Source organism: Arthrobacter halodurans (assembly GCF_041877255.1).
GTDB lineage: Bacteria > Actinomycetota > Actinomycetes > Actinomycetales > Micrococcaceae > Arthrobacter_N > Arthrobacter_N halodurans.
This window is the reverse complement of sequence record NZ_JBHDLJ010000018.1, coordinates 38,629-59,864: the sequence shown is the minus strand read 5'-3', so window position 1 is coordinate 59,864 and position 21,236 is coordinate 38,629. Positions and strand designations below refer to the sequence as shown.

The following is a 21,236-nucleotide window of genomic DNA, read 5'->3' as shown; positions in this document are numbered from 1 at the left end:
ATGCACCCATAGTGGGCGCCGACCGGGTCCCGGACAAGAGGCGGAGCCGGCCTCAGCCGCCGTCCGGTGCCAGGTCCTTGCGCACCAGCCACCGGGGTAGGCCGTCGCTGGTGGAGTCGGTCAGCACCACCCGCCGGTAGCCGGCGCGCTCGAACATCCCGGTGGTCCCCACGTAGGCGAAGGCGGAATTCACCCGCTGCCCGTCGCGCGGCTCCACGGGGTACGCCTCCAGGCAGGGCGCCCCGTGGGCGGCCGCGTACTCCTCGGCGCCGTCCAGGAGCCGCCCGGTGACGCCCTGCCGGCGGAAGCCGGAGCGCACCACGAGGCAGAAGACGCTCCAGACCGGCACGTCGTCGACCCGGGGGATCACCCGCGAGCGCGCCAGCCGCGGCACGGTGTCGCGCGGCCCCATCCCCACCCAGCCGGCGGGTTCGCCGTCGCGGTAGGCGACCAGCCCGGGGGCGGGGTCTTCGCGGGCCAAGCCGCGGAGGAACCCCTCGCGTTCGCCGCCGTCGCCCCGGCCCAGCTCAGCCACGTCGCGGCCGGTCAGCCGGTAGGCCAGACACCAGCAGTGACGCGGGTTGCCGCGCGGATTGGCGACCGCACCGAAGTCCCCGAAGTTCCCGGAGGTGAGCGGACGGACCTCCCATGTCGTCATGGCCCCACGAAACCAGCCGGACGCCGCGGGTGCAAGGAGTCGCCGTACGGGACAATGGACGGGTGACCAGCCCAGCCCGCAGACCGTTCGACCTCGCGGCCATCGGCGCCGGCCTCGTCTTCGCCGAATCCCTGAACCGGCTGGCCGCCGCGCTCGCCGACGGGGGAGCCGCGGCGACCGCCGTCGTGCAGGCCCCTCCGGGCACCGGCAAGACCACCCTCGTCCCCCCGCTGGTCGCCAACCTCGCCGGGCGGCGCTTGCCGGATGGGCGGCCACCCCGCGTCGTCGTCACCCAGCCCCGCCGCGTCGCGGCGCGCTCGGCCGCCCGCCGGCTCGCGTTCCTCGACGGCGGCCCACTCGGCGGGCGCGTCGGATACACGGTCCGCGGCGAGCGCCGCGCCGGCGCCGAGACGCTCGTCGAGTTCGTCACCCCGGGAATCCTGCTGCGGCGCCTGCTCGCCGATCCGGGGCTGGAGGGCACGGCCGCCGTCGTCGTCGACGAGGTCCACGAGCGCGGGCTCGAGACCGACCTGCTGCTGGGACTGCTCGGCGAGGTCCGGCAGCTGCGCGGCGACCTCGCCGTGGTCGCGATGTCCGCCACGCTCGATGCCCCGCGCTTCGCGTCGCTCCTCGGCGCGCACGACGGCGCGGGTCCGGCCCCCGTCGTCGACTGCCCGTCCGCCCTGCACCCGCTCGACGTCTCGTGGGCGCCCGCGCCGGCGCCGCGGCAGGACGAGCGCGGCGTGACGCGCGCGTTCCTGGACCACGTGGCGGACACGGCCGCGGCCGCGCACGCCGAGGCGCTCGCCGGGAACCCCGGCGCCGACGCGCTGGTCTTCGTCCCGGGCGCGCGCGAGGTCTCGCTCGTCGCCGGTCGTCTCCGGGACCGGCTGCGCGGCCGGGCGGGCGCCGGGACCGGAGGCGGCACGGGTGTCCGCACGGAGGTCCTGGAGCTCCACGGGCAGATCGACGCCGCGGCACAGGACCGCGCCGTTTCCGGGCGCGCGCCGGGCGAACCGCCGCGGATCATTGTCTCGACGTCCCTCGCCGAGTCCTCGCTGACCGTCCCCGGCGTGCGGCTGGTCGTGGATTCCGGGCTGGCCCGCGAGCCGCGGCGCGACACCACGCGCGGCATGTCCGGGCTGGTCACCGTGTCCTGCTCCCGTGCCTCCGCCGAGCAGCGCGCCGGCCGGGCCGCGCGGCAGGGTCCGGGCCGCGTCGTGCGCTGCTACGACCAGCGGACCCTCGGCGCCGCCCCCGCGCACCCCACGCCGGAGATCGCCGTCGCCGACCTCACGTCCGCCGCTCTGACGCTGGCCTGCTGGGGCGCGCCCGCCGGGGAGGGCCTGGCCCTGCCCGACGCCCCGCCGCGGCCGGCGATGGACGACGCCGTCCGCACGCTCCACGACCTCGGCGCGGTGGACGACGGCGGCCGCGCCACCGCACTGGGCCGCGCGTTGTCCTCGATCCCGGCCGATCCGCGGCTGGCCCGCGCGCTGCTCGACGGTTCCGCGCTGCTGGAGGGAAGCCCGGCGGCGGGCCGCCGCGTGGCCGCGGAGATCGTCGCCGCCGTCGCCGGGGACGCGCGCGCGCCCGGCGCCGACCTGACGCGCCTCCTCGCGGAGCTGCGCGCCGCGCAGGGTTCGGGCCGTGACCCGGCCGCGCGGCGTTGGGCGGACGAGGCCCGGCGCCTGGAGGGGATCGCGCGGCAGGAAGCCGCCGGCGCCGTGCCGGAGGGCGAGCCGTCCGAACCGGTGGCGGCCGCGGAGGCGGTGGGATTCGTCGTCGCGCTCGCGTTCCCGGACCGGGTGGCGCGCCGGATGCCCGGGGCGGCGGGGGAGAGCTACCTGCTGGCCTCGGGCACGCGCGCCGGTCTGCCCGCCGGCAGCCCGCTGTCCGGGCACGAGTGGCTGGCCGTCGCCGAGGTCTCGCGCGCGCAGGGGCGCGACGCGGCCGGGACGGGCGCCGTCATCCGCGCCGCCGCGCCGCTGGAGGCCGGCACCGCGCTGGCCGCCGCCGCGCACCTGGTGACCGACCGGGTCGAGGCGCGGTTCGAGCGCGGCCGGGTCGCCGCGCGGCGGGAACGCCGGCTCGGGTCGATCGCCCTGTCCACGACGCCGGTGCGGCCCTCGGCGGACGAGGGGCGCGACGCCGTCGCGCGCGCCCTCGCGGCGGACGGGCTCGGCGTGGTCGGCTGGTCGCCGGGCGCGGACGCCCTGCGCAGGCGGCTGGCCCTGTTGCGCCGCGAGCTCGGGGACCCGTGGCCAGACGTCTCCGAGCCGGCCTTGGTGGCGCGGCTGGCGGACTGGCTGGGACCGGAGCTGGACCGGCTGGCCGGCGGGGCGGCCGCGCAGGGCGTCGACCTGGCGGATCCGCTGCGGCGGCTGCTGCCGTGGCCGGAGGCGGCCCGCCTCGGCGAGCTCGCCCCGGAGCGCCTCGAGGTGCCCAGCGGCTCGCGGGTGCGGATCGACTACCCGGACCCCGATGGGGACGACGGCGGCCGCCCGGTGGTGGCGGTCAAGCTGCAGGAGTGCTTCGGCTGGGCGGAGACGCCGCGGGTGGCCGGCGGCCGCGTGCCCGTGCTGTTCCACCTGCTCTCGCCGGCGGGGCGGCCGCTGGCCGTGACGGACGACTTGGCCTCGTTCTGGTCCGGACCGTACGCGCAGGTCAGGGCCGAGATGCGGGGACGCTACCCGCGGCACCCGTGGCCGGAGGATCCGTGGACCGCCCCCGCGACGGCGCGGACCACGCGCCGCGGGTAGCGGACACGCCGGAGGGTCGTTGCGGAGGGTTGTTGCGGCGGGTGGTTGCCATGGGTACCTTGTCTGCATGCCGACGTTCCGACGATTCCAAAGCGCGGTGCCCAACCGCCGCGGCACCTACCCCGGCGTGTTCGCCCTCGCCAACGGGCTGGCCTCCTCGGGCCGATTGACCGCCGCCGACGCCGCGTGGCTGCGCCGGGCGAACGACAACGCCAACGCCACCTATCCCAACCCCACGGCCGCGACGCCCGACTGCTACGACCGCGCGCTGAATCCCGGCGCCCGCTCCTGGTTCAGGGACTCTGCGGAGCACCTCTTCGTCCTCACCGACCCGTACCTCGAACTGCTGGACCGGTACGAGGTGCCCTGGGTCGAGCTGCGCACGTCGTCGCCGGGCCGGATCGTCCATGAGGACGACGTCCAGGTGGTCGCCATTCCCTGGGCGCACGTGGACCACTGGCTGCCGTAGCCATTTCCTGCCCGCGACGCCGCGGTCGTGGGGATGTCGTGGGGACGGGGTCCCGACGGCGGGGTCTTGACGACAGGGTCTTGACGGCGGGGTCTTGACGGCGGCGGACGCGGGCGGTTGGCTGGCCTCGGGAGCCGAGGCGGCTCCTCCGACACCCGCCCACCCGCACCGACAGGAGCAGCACCATGCTGAAAATGAGTCCCTATCTGGCGTTCAACGGCCAGGCCCGCGACGCCCTGGAGTTCTACCACGGGATCTTCGGCGGCGACCTCGGCATCACCACCCACGGGGACTACCACCACCCGGACCCGGCGCTCGCGGAGCAGGTCATGCACGGGCAGCTGGAGACCCCGGGCTTCGTCCTCATGGCCGCCGACCACCCGGAGGGGAAGGCGCCGCACGGCGAGGGGAACACCACCCTGTGCGTCTGGGGCGACGACGTGGAGACCGGCAGGACGTGGTTCGAGGGGCTGCTCGACGGCGCGACGCTGCGCGTGGAGTTCAAGGAGCAGATGTGGGGCGACGTCTACGGCGAACTGGAGGACAAGTTCGGCGTCGTCTGGGCGGTCAACGTCAGCCCAGCGAAGGAGGAGCCGGCGCCGGAGGCGTAGCCGCGTCGGAGCGGAAGCCGCGTCTCAGGCGTCCTGTGCCGAGGCCGCCGTCCAGATGTGGAAGCTGCGCCCGGCGTCGTAGACGGCGGCCCCGGGGTCGCGGACCATCAGGTCGCCGGCCGAGGCCCCCAGCGCACTCGCGGCTATCGCGCGCCCGTCCTGGTTGACCAGCGCCGCCGTCGGACCGATCCGCCGCAGCGCGGCGAGGGTCCGCCGTTCGAAGGACTGCACCGTCACGTCCGCGCCGACCACCCCGGCGATGGTCTCCAAGCCGCGCACCGTCACGGGGTGGGTGAACGTGCAGACGTATTCGTCGGTGCAGAGGAAGTCCACATAGGGACCGGTGACGTGGGGCAGGCCGGTCGCGACGGGGAACCTGAACCACTCGGCCCCCACGTACCGGCTCATGGAGCTGGGGCTGAAATTCGCCAGCGCGTCCACGCGTTCCAGATCCGCGCCCTGCCACCACGCGATGTAGCTGCGGTCCGGGCCCAGCAGCCCGGCGTTGGCGACGAAGCCGGCGCCGGCGGCCACCGGGTCCGCCGCCCCCATCCACTCCTCGACCGTCGGTCGGACCAGCTTGTCGATGGCCGTGCCGGTGGGCTTGGACGTCAGGGCGGTCAACCCGGCCCCCACCTCGGCCGCCCACGCGGCGATGAGGGCCTCCACCGTGTCGACGAACCCGGCGATCGCCCGCACGTCCGACGCGTGCGGGTCCGCCGCCGCGGGCAGGTGTTCCACGCTCATGCGGCTTCCCTCGCCTGTTCCATCAGCAGCCAGTCGAACGCGCCGCGGACCATCTCCTCGGTCCGTGCGGCCGCCAGGTCGGCGTCGCGGGACTCGATCGCATCGGCGACCGCGGTGCGCAGCGCTACGCTGCGGTCGCGGAACACGGCGTCGGTGTAGGGCAGCAGCGTCATGATTCCCAACTCGGCCTGCAGCCGCAGCAGCTCGCGCGCCATCCGCGCGGACCGCGCGACGGCGGCCACCTCCAGCAGGAACTCCGAGTCGGCGAGCCGCCAGGCCAGGGGATCCTCGTGGACCGGATGGACGAACGAGCGCAGGCGCTCGACGTCGGCCGCGTCGGAGCGCCGGGCGGCGACGGGGGCGCAGGCGGTCGCGATGGCGCGGTAGTGCAGGCCCAGGTCTGAGAGCTGAAGCCGGGTGAGGGCGCGCAGGCGCTCGAGCGCCCTGCCGGGGGAAGGCAGCACGTTGTCGGCGATGACGCTGCCGCCGTTGCGGCCACGCACCGTGCGGATCATGCCCTGGGCACGCAGCCGGGCAAGGGCCTCCCGGGCGGTGGTGCCGGACACGCCCAGTGCCGCGGCCAGCTCGGCTTCGTTGGGCAGACGCTGTCCGCTCGCCAAGAGCCCGGTCTCCACGGCGGCCTCGATGCGCTGCGCGACCTCCTCCACCAGCGCGCCGGAGCGGATCGGTGTGAAGACGGCGGCGAGACTGCGGGACCCGCCGAGCGGTGACAGCAGCGACATTCGGCCCTCCCGCGTCGTCGAAATCGTGTGGCGCGCTCAACATAACAAGAAACCGTCGCGGGGGTCTATGCATAAAACCTCCGAAGTAATACTGTTTAGCCACATCGACCGGAGTGACCCGTCCCACACGAGTCCGCGCCCGGCAGCACGGCAGAGAGGAACCACATGACGGCAACGGCTGTATCGGGCAGCGAGCGCGGGACCGCGGAGGTCCCCGCGATCCGGCTGCGCGGGCTGACGAAGACCTTCGGCGACACGGTCGCCGTCGACGGCGTGGACCTGGATATCCGCCGCGGCGAGTTCTTCTCCATGCTCGGCCCCTCCGGATCGGGCAAGACCACGGTGCTGCGGCTGATCGCCGGGTTCGAGCTGCCGACCTCGGGGACCATCGAGCTCGAGGGACGGGACGTCTCCGGCTCGGCCCCGTTCGAGCGGGACGTCAACACGGTCTTCCAGGACTACGCGCTGTTCCCCCACATGTCCCTGGTCGACAACGTCGCCTACGGACTGCGGGTGCGCGGCATGGGCAAGACGGAGCGCCGCGAGCGCGCCGCCGCCGCGCTGGAGCGCGTGCAGCTGGGCCAGTTCCTGGGCCGCAAGCCCTCCCAGCTCTCCGGCGGCCAGCGCCAGCGCGTCGCGCTGGCCCGCGCGCTCGTCGTCGAGCCCAAGGTCCTGCTCCTGGACGAGCCGCTCGGCGCGCTGGACCTGAAGCTGCGCCAGCGCATGCAGATCGAACTCAAGGAGCTGCAGCGCTCGCTGGGGATCACCTTCATCTTCGTCACCCACGACCAGGAGGAGGCCCTGACCATGAGCGACCGGATCGGGGTCTTCAACAACGGCCGGCTGGAGCAGATCGGCACCGCGCACGAGATCTACGAGCGCCCGACCGGCAGCTTCGTGGCCAACTTCGTGGGCACCTCCAACGTCTTTGGGCCCGACGCCGCCGCCGCCATCTACGGCCGGGCCGGCGCGTTCTCGATCCGGCCGGAGCGCATGCGCGTGCGCTGGAATGCCGGTGTGCCGGGCGTGGGCGGCGCCGCGGATGGAGCCGCCGAGGGAGCCTCCCAGGGCACGACGTCGGTGCCCGGCACGGTCTCCTCGCTGGTCTACGTCGGGCACGCCACCCAGGTGCACGTGCGGCTGGACTCCGGCCCCGGCGTCGTGGTGCTCACTGGCGACCAGCTTCCGGGCACCGAGGCCGAGCTGCTGGGACGGCGCGTCGCCGTCGCCTGGGCCGACCGCGACGCCGTCTGGCTCCCCGACGCCGCGACCACGACCTCCCGCTAGCCCACATCACCCCACGAAAGAAGGCCATCATGAAGACACCCCACCAGTCGGCCCGCGCGCTCGGCGTGCTCGCCGTGGCCGCGCTCGCGCTCAGCGCCTGTGGCACCACGCAAGGCGGCGGAGAAGCCCCCGAGGCCACGGAGAAGACCGAGATCGGCGCGGGCGAGGGCCAGCTCTCGGTGCTGGCCTGGCCGGGCTACGTCGAGGACGGCAGCAACGACCCTGACGTCGACTGGGTCACCCCGTTCGAGGAGGAGACCGGCTGCCAAGTCTCCTTCAAGCCGTTCGGCACCTCCGACGAGGCCGTCACGCTCATGCGCACCGGGCAGTACGACGTCGTCTCCGCCTCCGGCGACGCCTCGTTGCGGCTCATCGCGGGCGGGGACGTGGAGCCGGTCAACACCGACCTCCTGACGAACTATCCCGACGTGTACCCGTTCCTCAAGGACAAGGCCTGGAACACGGTGGACGGCCAGAACTACGGCATGCCGCACGGCTGGGGCGCCAACCTGCTGATGTACCGCACGGACAAGGTCGACCCGGCGCCGACGTCCTGGTCCGCCGTGTTCGACGACGCTGCCGACTACTCCGGCAAGGTCACCGCCTACGACTCGCCCATCTACATCGCCGACGCGGCGCTGTACCTCATGAAGCACCAGCCGGACCTCGGCATCACCAACCCGTACGCGCTGGACGAGACCCAGCTGGCCGCCGCCGTCGACCTGCTCAAGAAGCAGCGCGAGCACGTTGGCGAGTACTGGTCCGACGTCGTCAAGGAGGTCCAGTCCTTCACCTCCGGGAGCACGGTGGTCGGCACCACCTGGCAGGTCGGCGCGAACATCGCGCAGGCCGGCGGCGCCGCCGTGGAGACGGTGCTCCCCGAGGAGGGGGCCACCGGCTGGTCCGACACCTGGATGGTGGGCGCCGAGTCGCCGAACAAGAACTGCGCCTACCTGTGGCTGGACTACATCGCGAGCCCCGAGGCCAACGCCGCGGTCGCCGAGTACTTCGGCGAATCCCCGGCCAACCCCAAGGCCTGCGACCTGACCAAGGACAAGAACCACTGCGAGACGTTCCATTCCGGCGACGAGGCGTACGCGGAGCAGATCTGGTACTGGACCACCCCGGTGGAGCAGTGCGTCGACGGGCGCACCGACGTGAAGTGCACCGACTACTCGGCCTGGACCAAGGCCTGGACCGAGATCAAGGGCTGAGTGGGGCGCGGCATGGCGACGCAAATACAGCACCCGTCCGGATCCCCGGCCGGAAGGCCCGGCGGGTCCGCGCGGACCGGAGTGCCACCGCTGGAGCATCGCAGAGTCTCCGCCCTGCTGCACCGGAACTCCTGGCTCCGGCTCGCCGGTCTGGTCACCGCGCCCGCAGGCTGGCTGGTCCTCGTCTACATCGCCGCGCTCGCCGCGCTGCTGATCACCGCGTTCTGGACGGTGGACACCTTCACGGGGAAGGTGTCCACCGAGTGGACGCTCGAGAACATCGTCGCCGTCACCACGGACCCGGTGTACCAGATCATCACCCTGCGCACACTGTGGATCGCGGTGGCGGTCACGCTGATCGACCTCGTGATCGCGCTCCCGATCGCGTTCTTCATCGCCAAGGTGGCGAGCGCCCGCTGGCAGAAGCTTCTGGTCGTCGCCGTGCTGATGCCGCTGTGGGCCAGCTATCTGGTCAAGGCATACGCGTGGCGCAACGTGCTCGCCGAGGGCGGGCTGCTGGAGTGGCTCGGCGCGCCCATCGGGCTGCAGACACCCGGCTATTCGCAGACCGCAGTCATCCTGACGCTGTCCTACATCTGGCTGCCGTTCATGATCCTGCCCATCCACGCCGGGTTCGACCGGGTGCCGGACTCGCTGCTGGAGGCCTCCGGCGACCTGGGGGCGAAGCCCTGGACCACCCTGCGGCTCGTCATGCTGCCGATCCTGGTCCCGTCCATCATCGCCGGCACCATCTTCACGTTCTCGCTCTCCCTCGGCGACTACATCACCGCGCAGATCGTCGGCGGCACCACGCAGATGCTCGGCACGGTCGTCTACGCCAACGTGGGGGCCGCGAACAACCTGCCCTTCGCGGCGGCCGTGTCCCTCATCCCGATCGTGATCATCACGATCTACCTCTTCGTGGTCCGCCGCACCGGCGCCCTGAACAACCTCTAGGAGCCCCCGGTGAGACTCTCGCGCAGCGCCAAAACCGTCCTGGGTGTGATCACCGGACTGGTCCTGTTCTTCATCTACGCCCCACTGCTCCTGGTGGTGGTCAACTCGTTCAATGCGGACCGCACCTTCGGCTGGCCCCCCAGCGGGTTCACTCTCGAATGGTGGGGGCGGGCCTTCGACTCCACCGGCGTCCGCGAGGCGTTGGCCACCTCACTCTGGGTCGCGGTGGTCTCCACCGTCCTGTCGCTGGTGTTGGGGACGCTGCTCTCCATGGCCCTGCAGCGCTACCGATTCTTCGGGCGGGAGGTGGTGAACCTGCTGGTCATCCTACCGATCGCGCTGCCCGGCATCGTCACCGGCATCGCGCTGAACAACATGTTCACCACCATCCTCGGGGTGCCGCTGAGCCTGTGGACGGTCATCGTCGCCCACGCCACGTTCTGCATGGTCACGGTCTTCAACAACGCGATCGCCCGGCTGCGGCGCATGAGCCCCGGACTGGAGGAGGCCTCCGCCGACCTCGGCGCCGGGGTGTTCACCACCTTCCGCCTGGTGACGTTCCCGCAGCTGCGCTCCGCGCTGCTGGCCGGCGGGCTCCTGGCCTTCGCGCTGAGCTTCGACGAGATCATCGTGACCACGTTCACGATCGGCGCCGGGGAGACGACCCTGCCGATCTGGATCCTGCAGAACCTGTTCCGCCCCAACCAGGCGCCGGTGGTCAACGTGGTGGCGGTGGTCCTGATCCTGGTCTCCATCCTGCCGATCTGGCTGGCGCAGCGGCTCTCGGCGGACTCGGTCGGCGTCGGCGCGGCGAGTGGGCGCGCCGCGGCCAAGGCCGCGAAGAAGGGCTGACGACCCACGGAGACCCGGTCACCGCTCCAGACACGTGCAGACGCAGGCCCGGTTGCCCTCCGCGTCGGCCAGGACCGTGAACGACGGCGCCTGCCCGGCGTCGACCACGGTGCCGCCGGCCGCGACGGCCGCCGCGATCCGCTCCTCGGCGACGTCGTGCGGGACCCACACGTCCAGGTGGAAGCGCTGCCGCGGGGCTTCGTGGGCGTCGGTGTGCTGGAACCAGAGCAACGGGACCCGGCCGTTCGGGTCCGCGAGGTCGTCGCCGTCGATCGCGCCGGCGTCGCCGGTCAGCAGCGCCGCCCAGAAGGGCCCGATGGCGGCGAGGTCGGCCGTGTCCAGCGCCAGCTCGATCTCGGCGACCACGCGCGGCTCGGCGGCCACGCCCTGCTCCCGTGCGATGCCGCTGACGGTCCGCGCCAGGTCGACGTCGCGTTGCGTGATCCCGCCGGCGTCGTGGCTGCTCAGCTTCACGTCCACGAGGGGATAGGTCAGCGTCAGGTCGGGGTGGTGGTTCGCGGCCTCCGCGGCCTCGCCGACCGCGTTGACGAACCGCAGCCCGGATGCGAAGTCCTTCGTGCGGAAGCGGGCGTGCAGGGCCTGGGCCAGGAGGCGCCAGTCGTCGAGTCCGGACTCGAGGACCTGGGCGCTGGTGAGCTTGTCCATCCCCCCAGTATGGTCGGCGGCCGCCCGCTGTCCAGAGGTTCCGAAGGCGGCCCGGGGGTCCGCGGGCCGCGGTGGAAAAGTTCGCGCCACCCCTTGCGCGGGGGTACCGGCGGCGCTAACGTACAACCAAATGGTTGTACTTGAACTGAGCGACGCGGAGATCGACCGCATCTTCCAGGCCCTGGCGGATGCGACCCGCCGCGACATCGTCCGGCAGGCGCTGCTGCGGGAGCAGTCCGTGTCGGAGCTGGCGCGGCACTACGAGATGAGCTTCGCCGCGGTCCAGAAACACGTCGCGGTGCTCGAGCGGGCCGCGCTCGTCACCAAGGAACGGCGTGGGAGGGAGCAGATCGTGCACGGGAATCCCGAGGCATTGCGCCGGGCGGCGCGACTGCTCGACGCCTACGGGGAGTTGTGGCGCGGACGCGCCGACAGGATCGGGGACATCCTCTCCGAACAAGAGAAGGGATAGGGATCATGACCGTTGTGAGTTCGCGGAAGGACCTGGAGAAGCTGACGTTCGAGTTCGTCGCCGAGTTCGACGCCGGCGTGGAGCGCGTGTGGCAGGTGTGGGAGGACCCGCGGCAGCTGGAGCGCTGGTGGGGGCCGCCGACCTGGCCGGCGACGTTCGAGCGCTTCGAGTTCGAGCCGGGCGGGGAATGCCGCTACTTCATGACCGGGCCCGACGGCACCACGGCGCGCGGCTGGTGGAAGTTCGGCGCCGTCGAGGCGCCGCGCGCACTCGACTTCGAGGACGGGTTCGCCGGCGACGACGGCGAACCCAGCGGCTTCCTCGGCACGACGCGCTGCTTCGTGACCCTGGAGGCGACGGGCAAGTCCACGCGCATGACGACCCTCTCGCGGTTCGAGAGCCTCGAGCAACTGGAGGAGATGTCCAAGATGGGCATGGAGGAGGGCATGCGGGAGGCCATGGGCCAGATCGACGCCATCCTCGCGGAGCAGAGCGTCCGCTAGGTCCCGCCGCGCCGGGCCGGGCCGGCGGGGAGGTCAGCCGCCCTCCCCGCCGAGCTCGCGCCGCAGGAGATCCTGCAGCGCCGTGTTCGGCTCGCCCGGCTCGCCGCTGCCGCTGAGGTAGAGGCCCATTTCGGTGCCGTGGTACTCCCAGTAGGAGAAGCTGAGGTTGTTCTCCTCCAGCAGGGAGAGCATGTCGCCGACCCACTGCTCCCCGCCCTTGCCCTCCATCTGGAAGGCCTGGCGGACGGCCCCGAACTCCATGACCGACATCGGCACCCCGTGTTCGGCGCCGAAGGCCAGGTTCTCCTCCATCTGGTACTCGAGGAAGGTCTTGTCGCGGGGCAGGAAGCCGCCGCCGGCGGCCCCCTCCGTCTCGGCGTACACGTCGAGCTTCAGGACGATCTGCGGGGAGGCGGCGGCCGACGCCGGCGCGATGTCCTCGCCCCGCATGTAGCCCTGGATGCGGTACTGGTTCCCGGGGACCACCTTGAACAGGTGCGCGTCGTTGCTCCACCCGGCGAGCGCGTCCGCCCGCGTGGCGTCGGTGACGGACAGGCTCGCCCCGTCCTCGCGCCCCGAGGACTCGCGCGCGAACTCCGGCGCCGGCGCGGCGTCGTCGCTCGACCACTGGTACCAGTCCAGGGTGCCGTCGCCGTCGAGCTGGTCGTCAACGACCCGCCGGATCTCCTGGCCGTCGGCGTCGTATTCGGTCACCCGCACGGCGTCGAAGTACGCGGTCCCGCGCATGCCGCCCTGCGCGACGACCAGGGGCATCGCGGCGATCGCGGACTCGTCCTCGATCTCGACCAGGCCGCTGTCGTACGCCGCCCAGCCGGACGTGCCCACGGGCAGCGACGGGGTGCTGATGGCGCTCTCGGTCAGGTAGGTCCGCTCGCCGGTCGGCAGGATCACGTCCGGGTCCGGGTAGCGGCCGCCGTCCTGGATCGGCCCCTCGACCCAGGAGGCGTACTGGTGCGTGTACTTGATGGGCTCGTAGAAGTGGAAGTCGTACATGACGTTGTCGTCGTCGACCAGGAAGTGCGGGTCGATCCCCGCGGCGCCGTAGGCCTCCCCGACGCCGTAGACGCCGCCGACGACCAGCAGGTGGTGGGGGTCCTCGGCGCGGACCGCGTCGACCAGCCGCTGCGCCAGCTCCTCCCACTGCTCGCCCGTGGAGTCGCTCGTGACGGGCTCGTTGAGGAGGTCGTACGCCGCGATCGCGGTCTCGTCCTTGTACCGCGCGGCGATGTCGGTCCACAGGTCCGCGTTGGCCTGCTGGAGCTCGGGGTCGGACCAGAGGTCGAAGCTGACGTCCTCGCTGGTCGGGTCCAGCCAGAAGCCACCGATGGGCGTGTGCAGGTCCAGGATCAGCCGCACCTCGTGCTGCCGCGCCCACCCGATGTTGCGGTCCAGCCACTGCCAGAAGACCTCCGGGTCCTCCGCGTACCAGTCGCCATCGAACGCGAAGCGGACGCTGTTGAACCCCAGCTCCTTCACCCGCGCGAAGTCCTGCTCCGAGTGGTGCGGGGACTCCAGGAGCTCGGACCCGTCGATGTCGCGGTGGTACAGGTTGGAGAAGTTCACCGCCTCAAGCCGTACGGGCCCGCCGTCGACCTCGAGGCCGCTTCCCGCGGCGCGGACGAACCCGTCGGTGCCGAGGCCGTTCGATGCGGCGGCGGGCTCGGCGCCCTGGGCGGCGTCGTCGCCCCCGCTGCCGGGCGTGCAGCCCGTGACGGCGAGGAGCGAGACCAGCATCAGCGCCCACAGGCGCCGGGAGCGGGCGGGCCGCCGACGACGCCGGGGCGCGGCGGGCAGGAGTGGGAGCTGGGGGACCTGGGAGGACATGGTGATCTCCGATCGGATCGGTCGCAGACATGAGCGCTGTCCCGGAGGGCCTCGGGAAATACCCGACGCCCGACCGCCACGGCAGGCGGTGACCCTGCCACCGCGGACGTGGGACCGAAGGTCCGTTCCCCAAGAGTGCTCCCCAGCACATTCCCCACTCTAGTACAGGAGTTGGCACGGCACCGTGGCGCGGTTCACAGCTCCGGTCACGGAGGCGGGCGGGCCGCGCGCGGATCAAGTCCGGATCGCGACCAAACCGCGGCCGAAATAGTCCACGCGCGGCCTGTGGGGACCCGGCCGCGAGGGCTAACCTGAAGGTCCACCACAAGCGGGGCATGCCGAGCGGCCCCGGCGGACGGTACCAGCTGCGAAGCGAGCGCTCGCTCCGCCATCGGAGGGACAGGACGATGAAGAAAACACTGAGGGCCGCGGCAGCCGCCGCGCTCGCCGCCGGCCTCGGGCTGGCGGCCTTTGCCGCCCCCGCGCACGCGGGCGGCTTCACGGAGGTCGGCGACGGCGAGCGGATCGCCGGCGGCGCGGCCGTTCAGGGCACGTTCACCGTGTCGTGCACTGAGGGCGACACGGTCTTCGTCTTCGCCAGCATCACCCAGCGCGTCTCCGAGGGCAGGATCGCCAGCGGGAGCGACTTCGAGCAGTTCACCTGCGCCGGCGGCACGGCCGAGCTGACCTACGACGTCGTGGCCCTGGAAATGGCGTTCGAGGACGGGGAGGCGGTCTTCACCGGATTCATCCAGGAGTGCCGCCTGGACACCTGCGACGCCGGGTCGAACTTCCCCCTCGAGGTGATCAAGCTCAGCGACTAGCGTCTCGGACAGAAGGCTTCCGCCGGACCGGCTCCTCCCGGGGTGGAGGTCCTGCACGGGGGCCTCACATGAAGTACGCCGTCGACGAAGCGGGCTCGCAACCGACCAGTGTCCGTGCCGCCGACCCCTGCGCCGCACCCGCAGACCGTCAGATAGCCCCGGGTAGGCGTATCGTCGCGGATGAGGAACGGGGCAATAAGCTCCACAACGCCGACACCTACTTCTCCGTCTACTACACGAAGTTCAAGGCGGCCGGGCACAGCCGCACGTGGACCACACAAGGATTGAAATCCAAGGAATGGTACTGCCCGAAGGGGAACAAGCGATGCTATTTTCCGGGCCAGAAGTGAGGCGCCTGAACTGGACCCAAGTGCCCGTCGGCATGGAACCGTCTCGGCATGCCACCCGCGTGCCGGTGGAGCACCAACCGTGGAGCATGGTGGTGGTGGCCGCGCTGCTGGACCTCGGACTGGGGGCGGTGTCCAACACCCATTCGATGCGGCGCGACCTGCCTCCCATCGCCCGCACGACTTTAGATGACCAACTCTCCCGCGACGTGGCTCGAATGCTGGGCGAGGCCGGCATTGACGGCCCCGACTCCTACGATGTCCTGACCAAGGATTGGTGGGCCAAGCTGCCGCCGAACGTGCATCCGGAAGAGCTGTGGTCCATGGCTGAGGGGGTGACCGACCACCGTGGCTACAAGAGGCTGCGTCGCAAGCTGCGCCGCATGTACCCGAAACAAGTGCGACGGCTTGTCCGGGCCCGGTCTCGGAGCGTCCACCGCGGTTCATCCCGCCCGGGAGACCACGGAACCTGGGTGCGATTTCCGCCCCCGCAGTCGGAAGCGTAGCCAGACCTGGCTGTGCTGCGTCGACGGACGGTGTCGCGATGGTCGCTCGGCACACGAATTTTCCCAGCGATATTCCTCGGTTTCATCGCCCACCCGCGGCAATCGGCGTACCGTGGAGGTACCAATCGTTGGACTGGGGTAAACCGTCATGAAACCCGTTGTGCTGAAGAAATGGATGCCCGCCGCGGCCGTTCCCGTGGTGATCGCGGCCGTCGCGATCGGCTCCTCGTACGCCGCCTCCGCGCAGGTGGATCTCCCGGACAAGACGCCGGAGGAGGTGCTCGCGATGGTCGCCGGCTCCGAGCTCGAGTCCTTCTCCGGGCACGTGCTCGCCACGTCGGACCTCGGCATCCCGCAGCTGCCCGACGTCGGCGGCGGCGACGGCGAGGACCTCGGTTCCCCCACTGACACCGGCGCCGACGCGGACACCACCGACTCCTCGGACTCCGCGGACGCCGGCATGACCGGGTTGCTGAACATGCTCTCGGGCACGCACGAGGCGCGCATCTACGTCGACGGGACCGACAAGGCCCGGCTGCAGAAGCTCGACGGGCTGGAGCAGGAGGACTTCGTCCTCAACGGCACGGACGTGTGGCACTACAGCTCCGAGGAGAACACCGCCGTCCACACCACGCTGCCGATGGCGCCCTCGGAGGCGAAGGCGGCGCTCGAGGACGCCAGGTCGCTCTGGGGCGGCCGCGCCCCGCAGGCCCTGCCGACGCCGGACGAACTCGCCGACCGCTTCCTCGGGATGGCGGACCCGGGCACGGAGGTCACCGTCGAGGAGGGCTCCGTCGCCGGCCGCGACGTCTACAACCTGGTGCTGACGCCGGCCACCGACGACACTCTGGTCGAGGGCGTGACCATCGGCGTCGACGCCGAGACCGGGGCTCCGCTGGCCGTCACCGTCGAGGCCGTGGACCAGGAGGAGCCTGCCCTGTCGGTCGCGTTCACGAAGTTCACCCCGGAGGCCCCGGACGCCGAGATCTTCGACTTCGAACCCCCGGCCGGCGCGACGGTCGAGGAGCGCGACCTGCCCGACCGCGGCGACCTCGAAAACCGGAAAGACGCCGGGACGTGGCACGGCGCGGAGAAGTGGCACGGCGCGGAGAAGTGGCAAGGCGCGGAGAAGTGGCGCGAAGCCCATGAAGACAAGATGTCCGGCGACGCCGCCCGGCGCCACGGCCTGGCGGACGGCACGGGATGGGACGCCGTTGTCGTCATCCCCGCCGAGAAGGTGCCGGAAGAGCTGCAGGACTCCGCGCTGCTGAACGGGCTCGCCGCGCCGGTCGACGGCGGCCGGCTGCTCCACACGTCGCTCGTGAACGTGCTGATCGCCGACGACGGCCGCGTGTTCGTCGGGTCCGTGCCCGTGGAGCGGCTGCAGGCCGCGGCAGACGCCGGGTGAGCGCGGCGCCCCCGGACGGGGACCTCGCCATCCAGACGCAGGGGCTGAGCAAGTCGTTCGGCAAACGCCGCGCGGTCAACGGCCTGGACCTGGACGTGCCGCGCGGCTCCGTCTTCGGCTTCCTCGGCCCGAACGGGTCCGGCAAGACCACCACCATCCGGATGCTGCTGGGACTCGCGACGCCGAGCAGCGGGACCATCACCGTGCTGGGCCGGCCGATGCCGGAGGCCGCGATGGACGTGCTGCCGCGGGTCGGGGCGCTCGTCGAGGGTCCCGCCTTCTATCCGTACCTGTCGGGGCGCGCCAACCTCCTCCGGCTCGACGCCGCGGACCGCCGCGCCGACTCCGCCACGCGCGCCGCGCGGGTGGACCGGGCGCTGGACACCGTGGGCCTGGGGAAGGCGGCCCGGCTCGCCGTCCACGCGTATTCGCTGGGCATGAAGCAGCGCCTCGGCATCGCGAACGCGCTGGCGACGTCGCACGAGCTGCTGGTGCTCGACGAGCCCACGAACGGGCTGGACCCGCAGGGCACCCGCGAGGTGCGCCACCTCATCGCGTCGCTCGCCGGGCAGGGCACCACGGTCTTCGTCTCCAGCCACCTGCTCGCCGAGATCGATCAGATGTGCACGCACGCGGCCGTGATGAGCGTCGGGAACCGCGTGGCTCAGGGCACGCTCGCCGAGCTGCGCGCCGACGGCGTCGCCGAGGTGCGGGTCACCACCCCGGACGACGCCGGGGCGCGCGCCGTGCTGGCCCGGCTGGGTCTGGTGCCGGACGGCGCCGCGGGCCACGACGTCGTCCGGGCGCCCTTGCCCGACGGTTCCCCGGAGCCCGAGCTGATCGTCGAGACGCTCGTGGCCGCCGGCGTGCGGGTGCGCGGCTTCGCCGTCGAGCGGCCCAGCCTCGAGGACCGGTTCGTCGCGCTGACGGGGGAGGGGTTCGACCTTGCCCAGTAGCAGCCTGCTCGCCTCCGAGCTCCACCTGATCTTCCGGCGCCGCCGCACGTGGGCGATGCTGCTGGCCCTCGGCGCCGTCCCCGTGCTGGTGGCGGTCGCCGTCCGGCTCACCTCCGGCCCGCCGACCGGCCGCGGGCCCGCGTTCCTGGACCGGGTCGCCGGCAACGGCCTGTTCGTCGCGCTCGTCGGGCTGCTGATGTGCGTGCCGCTGTTCCTGCCGCTGACGGTCGCCGTCGTCGCCGGGGACACGATCGCGGGGGAGGCCGGGCACGGGACGCTGCGCTACCTGCTGCTCGCGCCCGTCTCGCGCGGGCGGCTGCTGGCCATCAAGTACGCCGGCGCGGCCGTGTTCTGCCTCGCGGCGGCGCTGATGGTGGCCCTGTGCGGGATCGGGATCGGGCTGCTGCTCTTCCCGGTGGGCCCGGTGACCCTCCTGTCCGGCGACACGATCCCGCTGGCTGAGTCCTTCCTGCGGGTGGGGCTCGTGGCCGCGTACGTGTCCGTGTCGCTGCTGGGGCTCTCGGCGATCGGGCTGTTCGTCTCCACGGTGACGGACGTGCCGGTCGGCGCGATGGCCGCGACGGCCGTCCTGTCCGTCGCGGCCCAGATCCTCGGCCAGCTGCCGCAGCTGGAGTGGCTGCACCCGTGGCTGTTCACCCACCACTGGCTCGGCTTCGCGGACCTGCTGCGCGAGCCGATCCTGTGGACGTCCTTCGGCGAGAACGCCCTGCTGCAGGCCGGCTACATCCTGGTGTTCGGTGCGCTGGCCTACGGGCGGTTCGCCACCAAGGACGTGCTGTCCTGAGTCAGGCGGCGTCCGTGGAGTCCGCGGCGTCGGTGAAGTCCAGGATGAAGCGCGCGGTCTCATCCGGCTGGTCCCAGTGCGGGAAGTGCCCGCAGTCCTCGATCCAGCGCAGGGTCGCGTGCGGGTACAGCTCGGTGGCGCGTCCCGCCTGGCTCGGCGGCGTGACGAGGTCCCGGCTGCCCCAGACGAGCGCCAACCGTCCCGCGGTCGCGCCGTCCGCGCCGGCCTGCTTCGGCCCGTGGACCAGCGACCGGCGAGCCTCGTCCAGGCTCGCGGACGTGGTGTAGCCCAGCAGCTCGGTCAGCACCACGTCCGGGTCCAGCCGCCACGGCTTCGCGGAGAACTGCGACAGCAGCAGGGTGCGCCCGACCGCATGGCGGCTGAGGAACGGCAGCGCCGGCTTGAGGCGTCGCACCAGCGCGATCGAGGCCGTGATGCTCGCGTCGAAAACGCGCAGCTGCCGGTCGTCCCAGAAACCACCCGGGTCCAGCGCCACGGCGGCGCCGCGGTGGCCGCGGCGCGCCAGCTCCACGACCATGCGGGCGCCCATGGAGCTGCCGACGACGTCGGCGTCCTCCAGCCCCTCCTCGCGCAGGAACCGCTCCAGAGCGTCGGTGAGCGTGGCGATGCCGACCTCTCCCGTGAGTGGCGCGCTGGCGCCGAACCCCGGCAGGTCGACGGCGACGACCTCGCGGTGCGCGCTCAACGCCGGCACCACGGTGTCCCAGGTGCGCAGGCTCGAGCCCAGGCCGTGGACGAGGACCAGGGGACGGCCCTGTCCGGTGCGTTCGGTGTTCAGCGTGCTCATGGGGCGACCTTTCGCTGGGGTTGGGCCCAGCCTACGTGGTGGTTCGGCGACATGGTGGGGGCGGGGGGCTGGCGCATGCGCCCACGTTCCGCCAGCATGGGGGAATGCAGGTCACCGAGTGGTTGCTGGAGTCCGATCCTTCCCTCCGCTGGCAGGTCATGCGCGACCTGCTCGACGAGCCCGCGCCCGCCGTGGACGCCGAGCGGAAGCGCGTCGCCCGCGAGGGATGGGGCGCCCAGCTGCTCGCCCTCCAGGACGAGCGCGGCTACTGGGGCGGCGACGAGTACGGGGAGGACGGGGACCGCCGGAGCGTCATGTGGACGCTGGCCCTGCTCCGCCGGCTCGGCGCCGACCCGAAGGACCCGGCCGTCGCCGCGGCGGCGGACAGGGTGCGCGACGGCGTGACCTGGCGCCACTGGGACAACCTGCCCTACTTCCACGGCGAGGTGGAGCCGTGCGTCAACGGCGGCGTCCTGGCGCAGGGCGCGTACTTCGGGGAGGTCGGCGCGGGCAGCGACCGCATCGTCGCGCGGCTCTTCGAGGAGCAGCTCGACGACGGCGGCTGGAACTGCGAGGCGCCCGAGTCCACGCGCTCGTCCTTCGACACGACCCTGTGCGTGGTCGAGGGCCTGCTCGAGTACGAGCGCGCCGTGCCCGGCGCTCCGGACGAGGTCGCGCGGGCACGACGCCGGGGCGAGGAATACCTGCTCGAGCGGTCGCTGTTCCGGCGGCTGTCCACGGGCGACGTGGTGGAGAACCGCTACCTCAACTTCTCCTTCCCGCCGTACTGGTTCTACGACGTGCTGCGCGCGCTGGATCACTTCCGCGACGCCGGCGGCCCCTTCGACCCGCGGCTGGAGCATGCGGTCGAGGCCGTGGTCGGCCGGCGCGGCGAGGACGGCCGCTGGGCGGCCGGCATCCGGTGGCCCGGCGAGACCCACTTCGACGTCGACGCGCCGGAGGGCGAGCCGAGCCGCTGGAACACCCTGCGCGCCCTGCGGGTGCTGCGCTGGGCCGGCGCGGGCGAGGGGCACCTCTAGGGGCGCGGGGACCTTCGCCGAGAGCCGCGACCGCCGATAGACTCGACCACCATGAGCGCACCCGAACTGCAGCCCGGCGACCAGATTGTCTTCACCTCGCTGGAGCTGACCAACAAGGACGACCTGGCCCAGGCCACGAAGGACGCGGGGTTCGTCGTCGGGCCCGGCGTCTCGAAGAAGACCGCGTTGCTCGTCGCCGGCGACCCCGACGTCGACTCGTCCAAGGCGCGCAAGGCGCACGAGTATGGCATCGCCGTCGTCTCCGAGAAGGATTTCGTCGACGCCTACCTCGGCGGGGTCGTGGTCCCGGACACCGACCTGCCGACCGCGCCCGCGCCCACCGGCGCGGACGCGGTCCAGGGGACCGCGAAGCGCGACCTCCCCGCCCTCAAGGCCGCGTGCAAGACTCTCCGCGACGGCGCCCGCTTCCACGCGCTGTTCCAGAGCACCGAGCACGGCCGCTACATCGTCCGCGGCCCGGCGTTCTACTCCGCCCTCGGCGAGGCGTGGACGGTCGGTGGGATCCCCGTCGCGTCCTCCGCCGGGGTGCCGGACAAGTCCCTGCGCGGCCTCGCGCTCGCGGACGACAGCGAGCACGCGGCCGACGGCGACGACTTCACCGCGCTCGCCGTCGAGCAGCGCCCCTACGGCCGGTTCACCGTCTACGGGCCGGTGCGGACCATCGCCGGCGGCCTGCGCGCGGTCGGCCCGTGGCTCGTGCGGCACGGCTCGCCGGTCGAGGAAGGCTGACCGGGG

The 21,236-nt window shown here is 72.4% G+C and carries 22 protein-coding genes; 16 read left to right on the top strand and 6 right to left on the bottom strand.

Going from position 1 to position 21,236, the window contains the following annotated elements; genetic code table 11:
- Positions 1-52: 52 nt before the first annotated feature.
- The gene (locus tag ACETWP_RS16245) at positions 53-658 is read right to left on the bottom strand and encodes a GNAT family N-acetyltransferase (protein WP_373973316.1); all 606 of its coding nucleotides are present in this window, start codon (positions 656-658) and stop codon (positions 53-55) included.
- On the opposite strand from ACETWP_RS16245, the gene hrpB reads away from it, so the two are divergent.
- From hrpB to ACETWP_RS16230, 3 genes are all read left to right on the top strand, one after another.
- Entirely contained in the window at positions 649-3,420 is a 2,772-nt protein-coding gene (gene hrpB / locus ACETWP_RS16240) for an ATP-dependent helicase HrpB (RefSeq protein WP_373973315.1), read from the top strand. The two genes, ACETWP_RS16245 and hrpB, sit on opposite strands and share 10 nt — an antisense overlap.
- A gap of 97 nt (positions 3,421-3,517) precedes the next feature.
- A complete protein-coding gene (locus ACETWP_RS16235) occupies positions 3,518-3,889 on the top strand; it encodes a hypothetical protein (protein ID WP_373973314.1) in 372 nt (123 codons plus the stop codon).
- Between the two features lie 185 nt (positions 3,890-4,074).
- Positions 4,075-4,500 carry a VOC family protein gene (locus ACETWP_RS16230; protein WP_373973313.1) on the top strand — a complete coding sequence of 142 codons (426 nt, stop codon included), beginning with the start codon at positions 4,075-4,077 and terminating at the stop codon, positions 4,498-4,500.
- 24 nt (positions 4,501-4,524) lie between these two features.
- Here ACETWP_RS16230 and ACETWP_RS16225 read toward each other — a convergent pair whose 3' ends face one another.
- Together ACETWP_RS16225 and ACETWP_RS16220 are read right to left on the bottom strand one after the other, a co-directional pair.
- The gene (locus ACETWP_RS16225) at positions 4,525-5,247 is read right to left on the bottom strand and encodes a cache domain-containing protein (protein WP_373973312.1); all 723 of its coding nucleotides are present in this window, start codon (positions 5,245-5,247) and stop codon (positions 4,525-4,527) included.
- A complete protein-coding gene (locus ACETWP_RS16220; protein WP_373973311.1) occupies positions 5,244-5,990 on the bottom strand; it encodes a FadR/GntR family transcriptional regulator in 747 nt (248 codons plus the stop codon). Before ACETWP_RS16220 ends, ACETWP_RS16225 begins: the two co-directional genes overlap by 4 nt.
- Positions 5,991-6,155: 165 nt before the next feature.
- On the opposite strand from ACETWP_RS16220, the gene ACETWP_RS16215 reads away from it, so the two are divergent.
- From ACETWP_RS16215 to ACETWP_RS16200, 4 genes are read left to right on the top strand one after another with little or no spacing between them, the layout of a single operon-like run.
- On the top strand, positions 6,156-7,277 hold the full coding sequence (locus tag ACETWP_RS16215; protein ID WP_373973310.1) for an ABC transporter ATP-binding protein: 1,122 nt from the start codon (positions 6,156-6,158) through the stop codon (positions 7,275-7,277).
- Positions 7,278-7,306: 29 nt separating this feature from the next.
- A complete protein-coding gene (locus tag ACETWP_RS16210) occupies positions 7,307-8,491 on the top strand; it encodes an ABC transporter substrate-binding protein (protein WP_373973309.1) in 1,185 nt (394 codons plus the stop codon).
- A gap of 12 nt (positions 8,492-8,503) precedes the next feature.
- A complete protein-coding gene (locus tag ACETWP_RS16205) occupies positions 8,504-9,448 on the top strand; it encodes an ABC transporter permease (RefSeq protein WP_373973308.1) in 945 nt (314 codons plus the stop codon).
- 9 nt (positions 9,449-9,457) lie between these two features.
- The gene (locus tag ACETWP_RS16200; RefSeq protein WP_373973307.1) at positions 9,458-10,300 is read left to right on the top strand and encodes an ABC transporter permease; all 843 of its coding nucleotides are present in this window, start codon (positions 9,458-9,460) and stop codon (positions 10,298-10,300) included.
- An 18-nt stretch (positions 10,301-10,318) separates the two neighbouring features.
- On the opposite strand, the gene ACETWP_RS16195 is transcribed toward ACETWP_RS16200, so the two are convergent.
- Positions 10,319-10,966, bottom strand: a complete 648-nt coding sequence (locus tag ACETWP_RS16195) for a 4a-hydroxytetrahydrobiopterin dehydratase (RefSeq protein ID WP_373973306.1) — start codon at positions 10,964-10,966, stop codon at positions 10,319-10,321.
- Positions 10,967-11,096: 130 nt separating this feature from the next.
- Between ACETWP_RS16195 and ACETWP_RS16190 the strand changes: the two genes are divergently transcribed.
- Positions 11,097-11,438: an ArsR/SmtB family transcription factor gene (locus ACETWP_RS16190; protein WP_373973305.1), complete on the top strand. Its 342-nt coding sequence runs from the start codon at positions 11,097-11,099 to the stop codon at positions 11,436-11,438.
- A 5-nt stretch (positions 11,439-11,443) separates the two neighbouring features.
- Entirely contained in the window at positions 11,444-11,941 is a 498-nt protein-coding gene (locus ACETWP_RS16185; protein ID WP_373973304.1) for an SRPBCC family protein, read from the top strand.
- Between the two features lie 33 nt (positions 11,942-11,974).
- On the opposite strand, the gene ACETWP_RS16180 is transcribed toward ACETWP_RS16185, so the two are convergent.
- Positions 11,975-13,786 carry a cellulase family glycosylhydrolase gene (locus ACETWP_RS16180; protein ID WP_373973303.1) on the bottom strand — a complete coding sequence of 604 codons (1,812 nt, stop codon included), beginning with the start codon at positions 13,784-13,786 and terminating at the stop codon, positions 11,975-11,977.
- A gap of 407 nt (positions 13,787-14,193) precedes the next feature.
- On the opposite strand from ACETWP_RS16180, the gene ACETWP_RS16175 reads away from it, so the two are divergent.
- The 5 genes from ACETWP_RS16175 to ACETWP_RS16155 all read left to right on the top strand — a co-directional run bounded on the left by ACETWP_RS16175 (position 14,194) and on the right by ACETWP_RS16155 (position 18,632).
- A complete protein-coding gene (locus ACETWP_RS16175; RefSeq protein WP_373973302.1) occupies positions 14,194-14,610 on the top strand; it encodes a hypothetical protein in 417 nt (138 codons plus the stop codon).
- A gap of 298 nt (positions 14,611-14,908) precedes the next feature.
- Positions 14,909-15,463: a hypothetical protein gene (locus ACETWP_RS16170; RefSeq protein WP_373973301.1), complete on the top strand. Its 555-nt coding sequence runs from the start codon at positions 14,909-14,911 to the stop codon at positions 15,461-15,463.
- Positions 15,464-15,611: 148 nt separating this feature from the next.
- Positions 15,612-16,871 (top strand): LolA family protein, encoded by a 1,260-nt coding sequence (locus ACETWP_RS16165; protein WP_373973300.1) that lies wholly within the window; start codon positions 15,612-15,614, stop codon positions 16,869-16,871.
- Positions 16,868-17,827 (top strand): ABC transporter ATP-binding protein, encoded by a 960-nt coding sequence (locus tag ACETWP_RS16160; protein WP_373973299.1) that lies wholly within the window; start codon positions 16,868-16,870, stop codon positions 17,825-17,827. The genes ACETWP_RS16165 and ACETWP_RS16160 overlap by 4 nt, the downstream gene beginning before the upstream one ends.
- Positions 17,817-18,632 carry an ABC transporter permease gene (locus tag ACETWP_RS16155; RefSeq protein WP_373973298.1) on the top strand — a complete coding sequence of 272 codons (816 nt, stop codon included), beginning with the start codon at positions 17,817-17,819 and terminating at the stop codon, positions 18,630-18,632. The genes ACETWP_RS16160 and ACETWP_RS16155 overlap by 11 nt, the downstream gene beginning before the upstream one ends.
- 1 nt (position 18,633) lies before the next feature.
- Here the strand turns inward: ACETWP_RS16155 and ACETWP_RS16150 are convergent, their stop codons facing one another.
- Positions 18,634-19,440 (bottom strand): alpha/beta fold hydrolase, encoded by an 807-nt coding sequence (locus tag ACETWP_RS16150; RefSeq protein ID WP_373973297.1) that lies wholly within the window; start codon positions 19,438-19,440, stop codon positions 18,634-18,636.
- Between the two features lie 104 nt (positions 19,441-19,544).
- Between ACETWP_RS16150 and ACETWP_RS16145 the strand changes: the two genes are divergently transcribed.
- Both ACETWP_RS16145 and ACETWP_RS16140 read left to right on the top strand, forming a co-directional pair.
- On the top strand, positions 19,545-20,480 hold the full coding sequence (locus ACETWP_RS16145; RefSeq protein WP_373973296.1) for a hypothetical protein: 936 nt from the start codon (positions 19,545-19,547) through the stop codon (positions 20,478-20,480).
- Between the two features lie 51 nt (positions 20,481-20,531).
- Complete coding sequence (locus tag ACETWP_RS16140; RefSeq protein WP_373973295.1) at positions 20,532-21,230, top strand: BRCT domain-containing protein; 699 nt, start codon at positions 20,532-20,534, stop codon at positions 21,228-21,230.
- Positions 21,231-21,236: the final 6 nt, after the last annotated feature.

Excerpts from the sequence above, each read along its gene's own strand:
- ACETWP_RS16170 (WP_373973301.1), top strand. The coding sequence starts at position 14,909 with ATGGTACTGCCCGAAGGGGAACAAGCGATGCTATTTTCCGGGCCAGAA.
- ACETWP_RS16180 (WP_373973303.1), bottom strand. The coding sequence starts at position 13,786 with ATGTCCTCCCAGGTCCCCCAGCTCCCACTCCTGCCCGCCGCGCCCCGG.
- ACETWP_RS16185 (WP_373973304.1), top strand. The coding sequence starts at position 11,444 with ATGACCGTTGTGAGTTCGCGGAAGGACCTGGAGAAGCTGACGTTCGAG.
- ACETWP_RS16205 (WP_373973308.1), top strand. The coding sequence starts at position 8,504 with ATGGCGACGCAAATACAGCACCCGTCCGGATCCCCGGCCGGAAGGCCC.
- ACETWP_RS16220 (WP_373973311.1), bottom strand. The coding sequence starts at position 5,990 with ATGTCGCTGCTGTCACCGCTCGGCGGGTCCCGCAGTCTCGCCGCCGTC.
- ACETWP_RS16195 (WP_373973306.1), bottom strand. The coding sequence starts at position 10,966 with ATGGACAAGCTCACCAGCGCCCAGGTCCTCGAGTCCGGACTCGACGAC.
- ACETWP_RS16210 (WP_373973309.1), top strand. The coding sequence starts at position 7,307 with ATGAAGACACCCCACCAGTCGGCCCGCGCGCTCGGCGTGCTCGCCGTG.
- ACETWP_RS16145 (WP_373973296.1), top strand. The coding sequence starts at position 19,545 with ATGCAGGTCACCGAGTGGTTGCTGGAGTCCGATCCTTCCCTCCGCTGG.
- ACETWP_RS16150 (WP_373973297.1), bottom strand. The coding sequence starts at position 19,440 with ATGAGCACGCTGAACACCGAACGCACCGGACAGGGCCGTCCCCTGGTC.
- ACETWP_RS16165 (WP_373973300.1), top strand. The coding sequence starts at position 15,612 with ATGAAACCCGTTGTGCTGAAGAAATGGATGCCCGCCGCGGCCGTTCCC.
- ACETWP_RS16230 (WP_373973313.1), top strand. The coding sequence starts at position 4,075 with ATGCTGAAAATGAGTCCCTATCTGGCGTTCAACGGCCAGGCCCGCGAC.
- ACETWP_RS16245 (WP_373973316.1), bottom strand. The coding sequence starts at position 658 with ATGACGACATGGGAGGTCCGTCCGCTCACCTCCGGGAACTTCGGGGAC.
- ACETWP_RS16225 (WP_373973312.1), bottom strand. The coding sequence starts at position 5,247 with ATGAGCGTGGAACACCTGCCCGCGGCGGCGGACCCGCACGCGTCGGAC.
- ACETWP_RS16215 (WP_373973310.1), top strand. The coding sequence starts at position 6,156 with ATGACGGCAACGGCTGTATCGGGCAGCGAGCGCGGGACCGCGGAGGTC.
- ACETWP_RS16140 (WP_373973295.1), top strand. The coding sequence starts at position 20,532 with ATGAGCGCACCCGAACTGCAGCCCGGCGACCAGATTGTCTTCACCTCG.
- ACETWP_RS16175 (WP_373973302.1), top strand. The coding sequence starts at position 14,194 with ATGAAGAAAACACTGAGGGCCGCGGCAGCCGCCGCGCTCGCCGCCGGC.
- ACETWP_RS16190 (WP_373973305.1), top strand. The coding sequence starts at position 11,097 with ATGGTTGTACTTGAACTGAGCGACGCGGAGATCGACCGCATCTTCCAG.
- hrpB (WP_373973315.1), top strand. The coding sequence starts at position 649 with ATGTCGTCATGGCCCCACGAAACCAGCCGGACGCCGCGGGTGCAAGGA.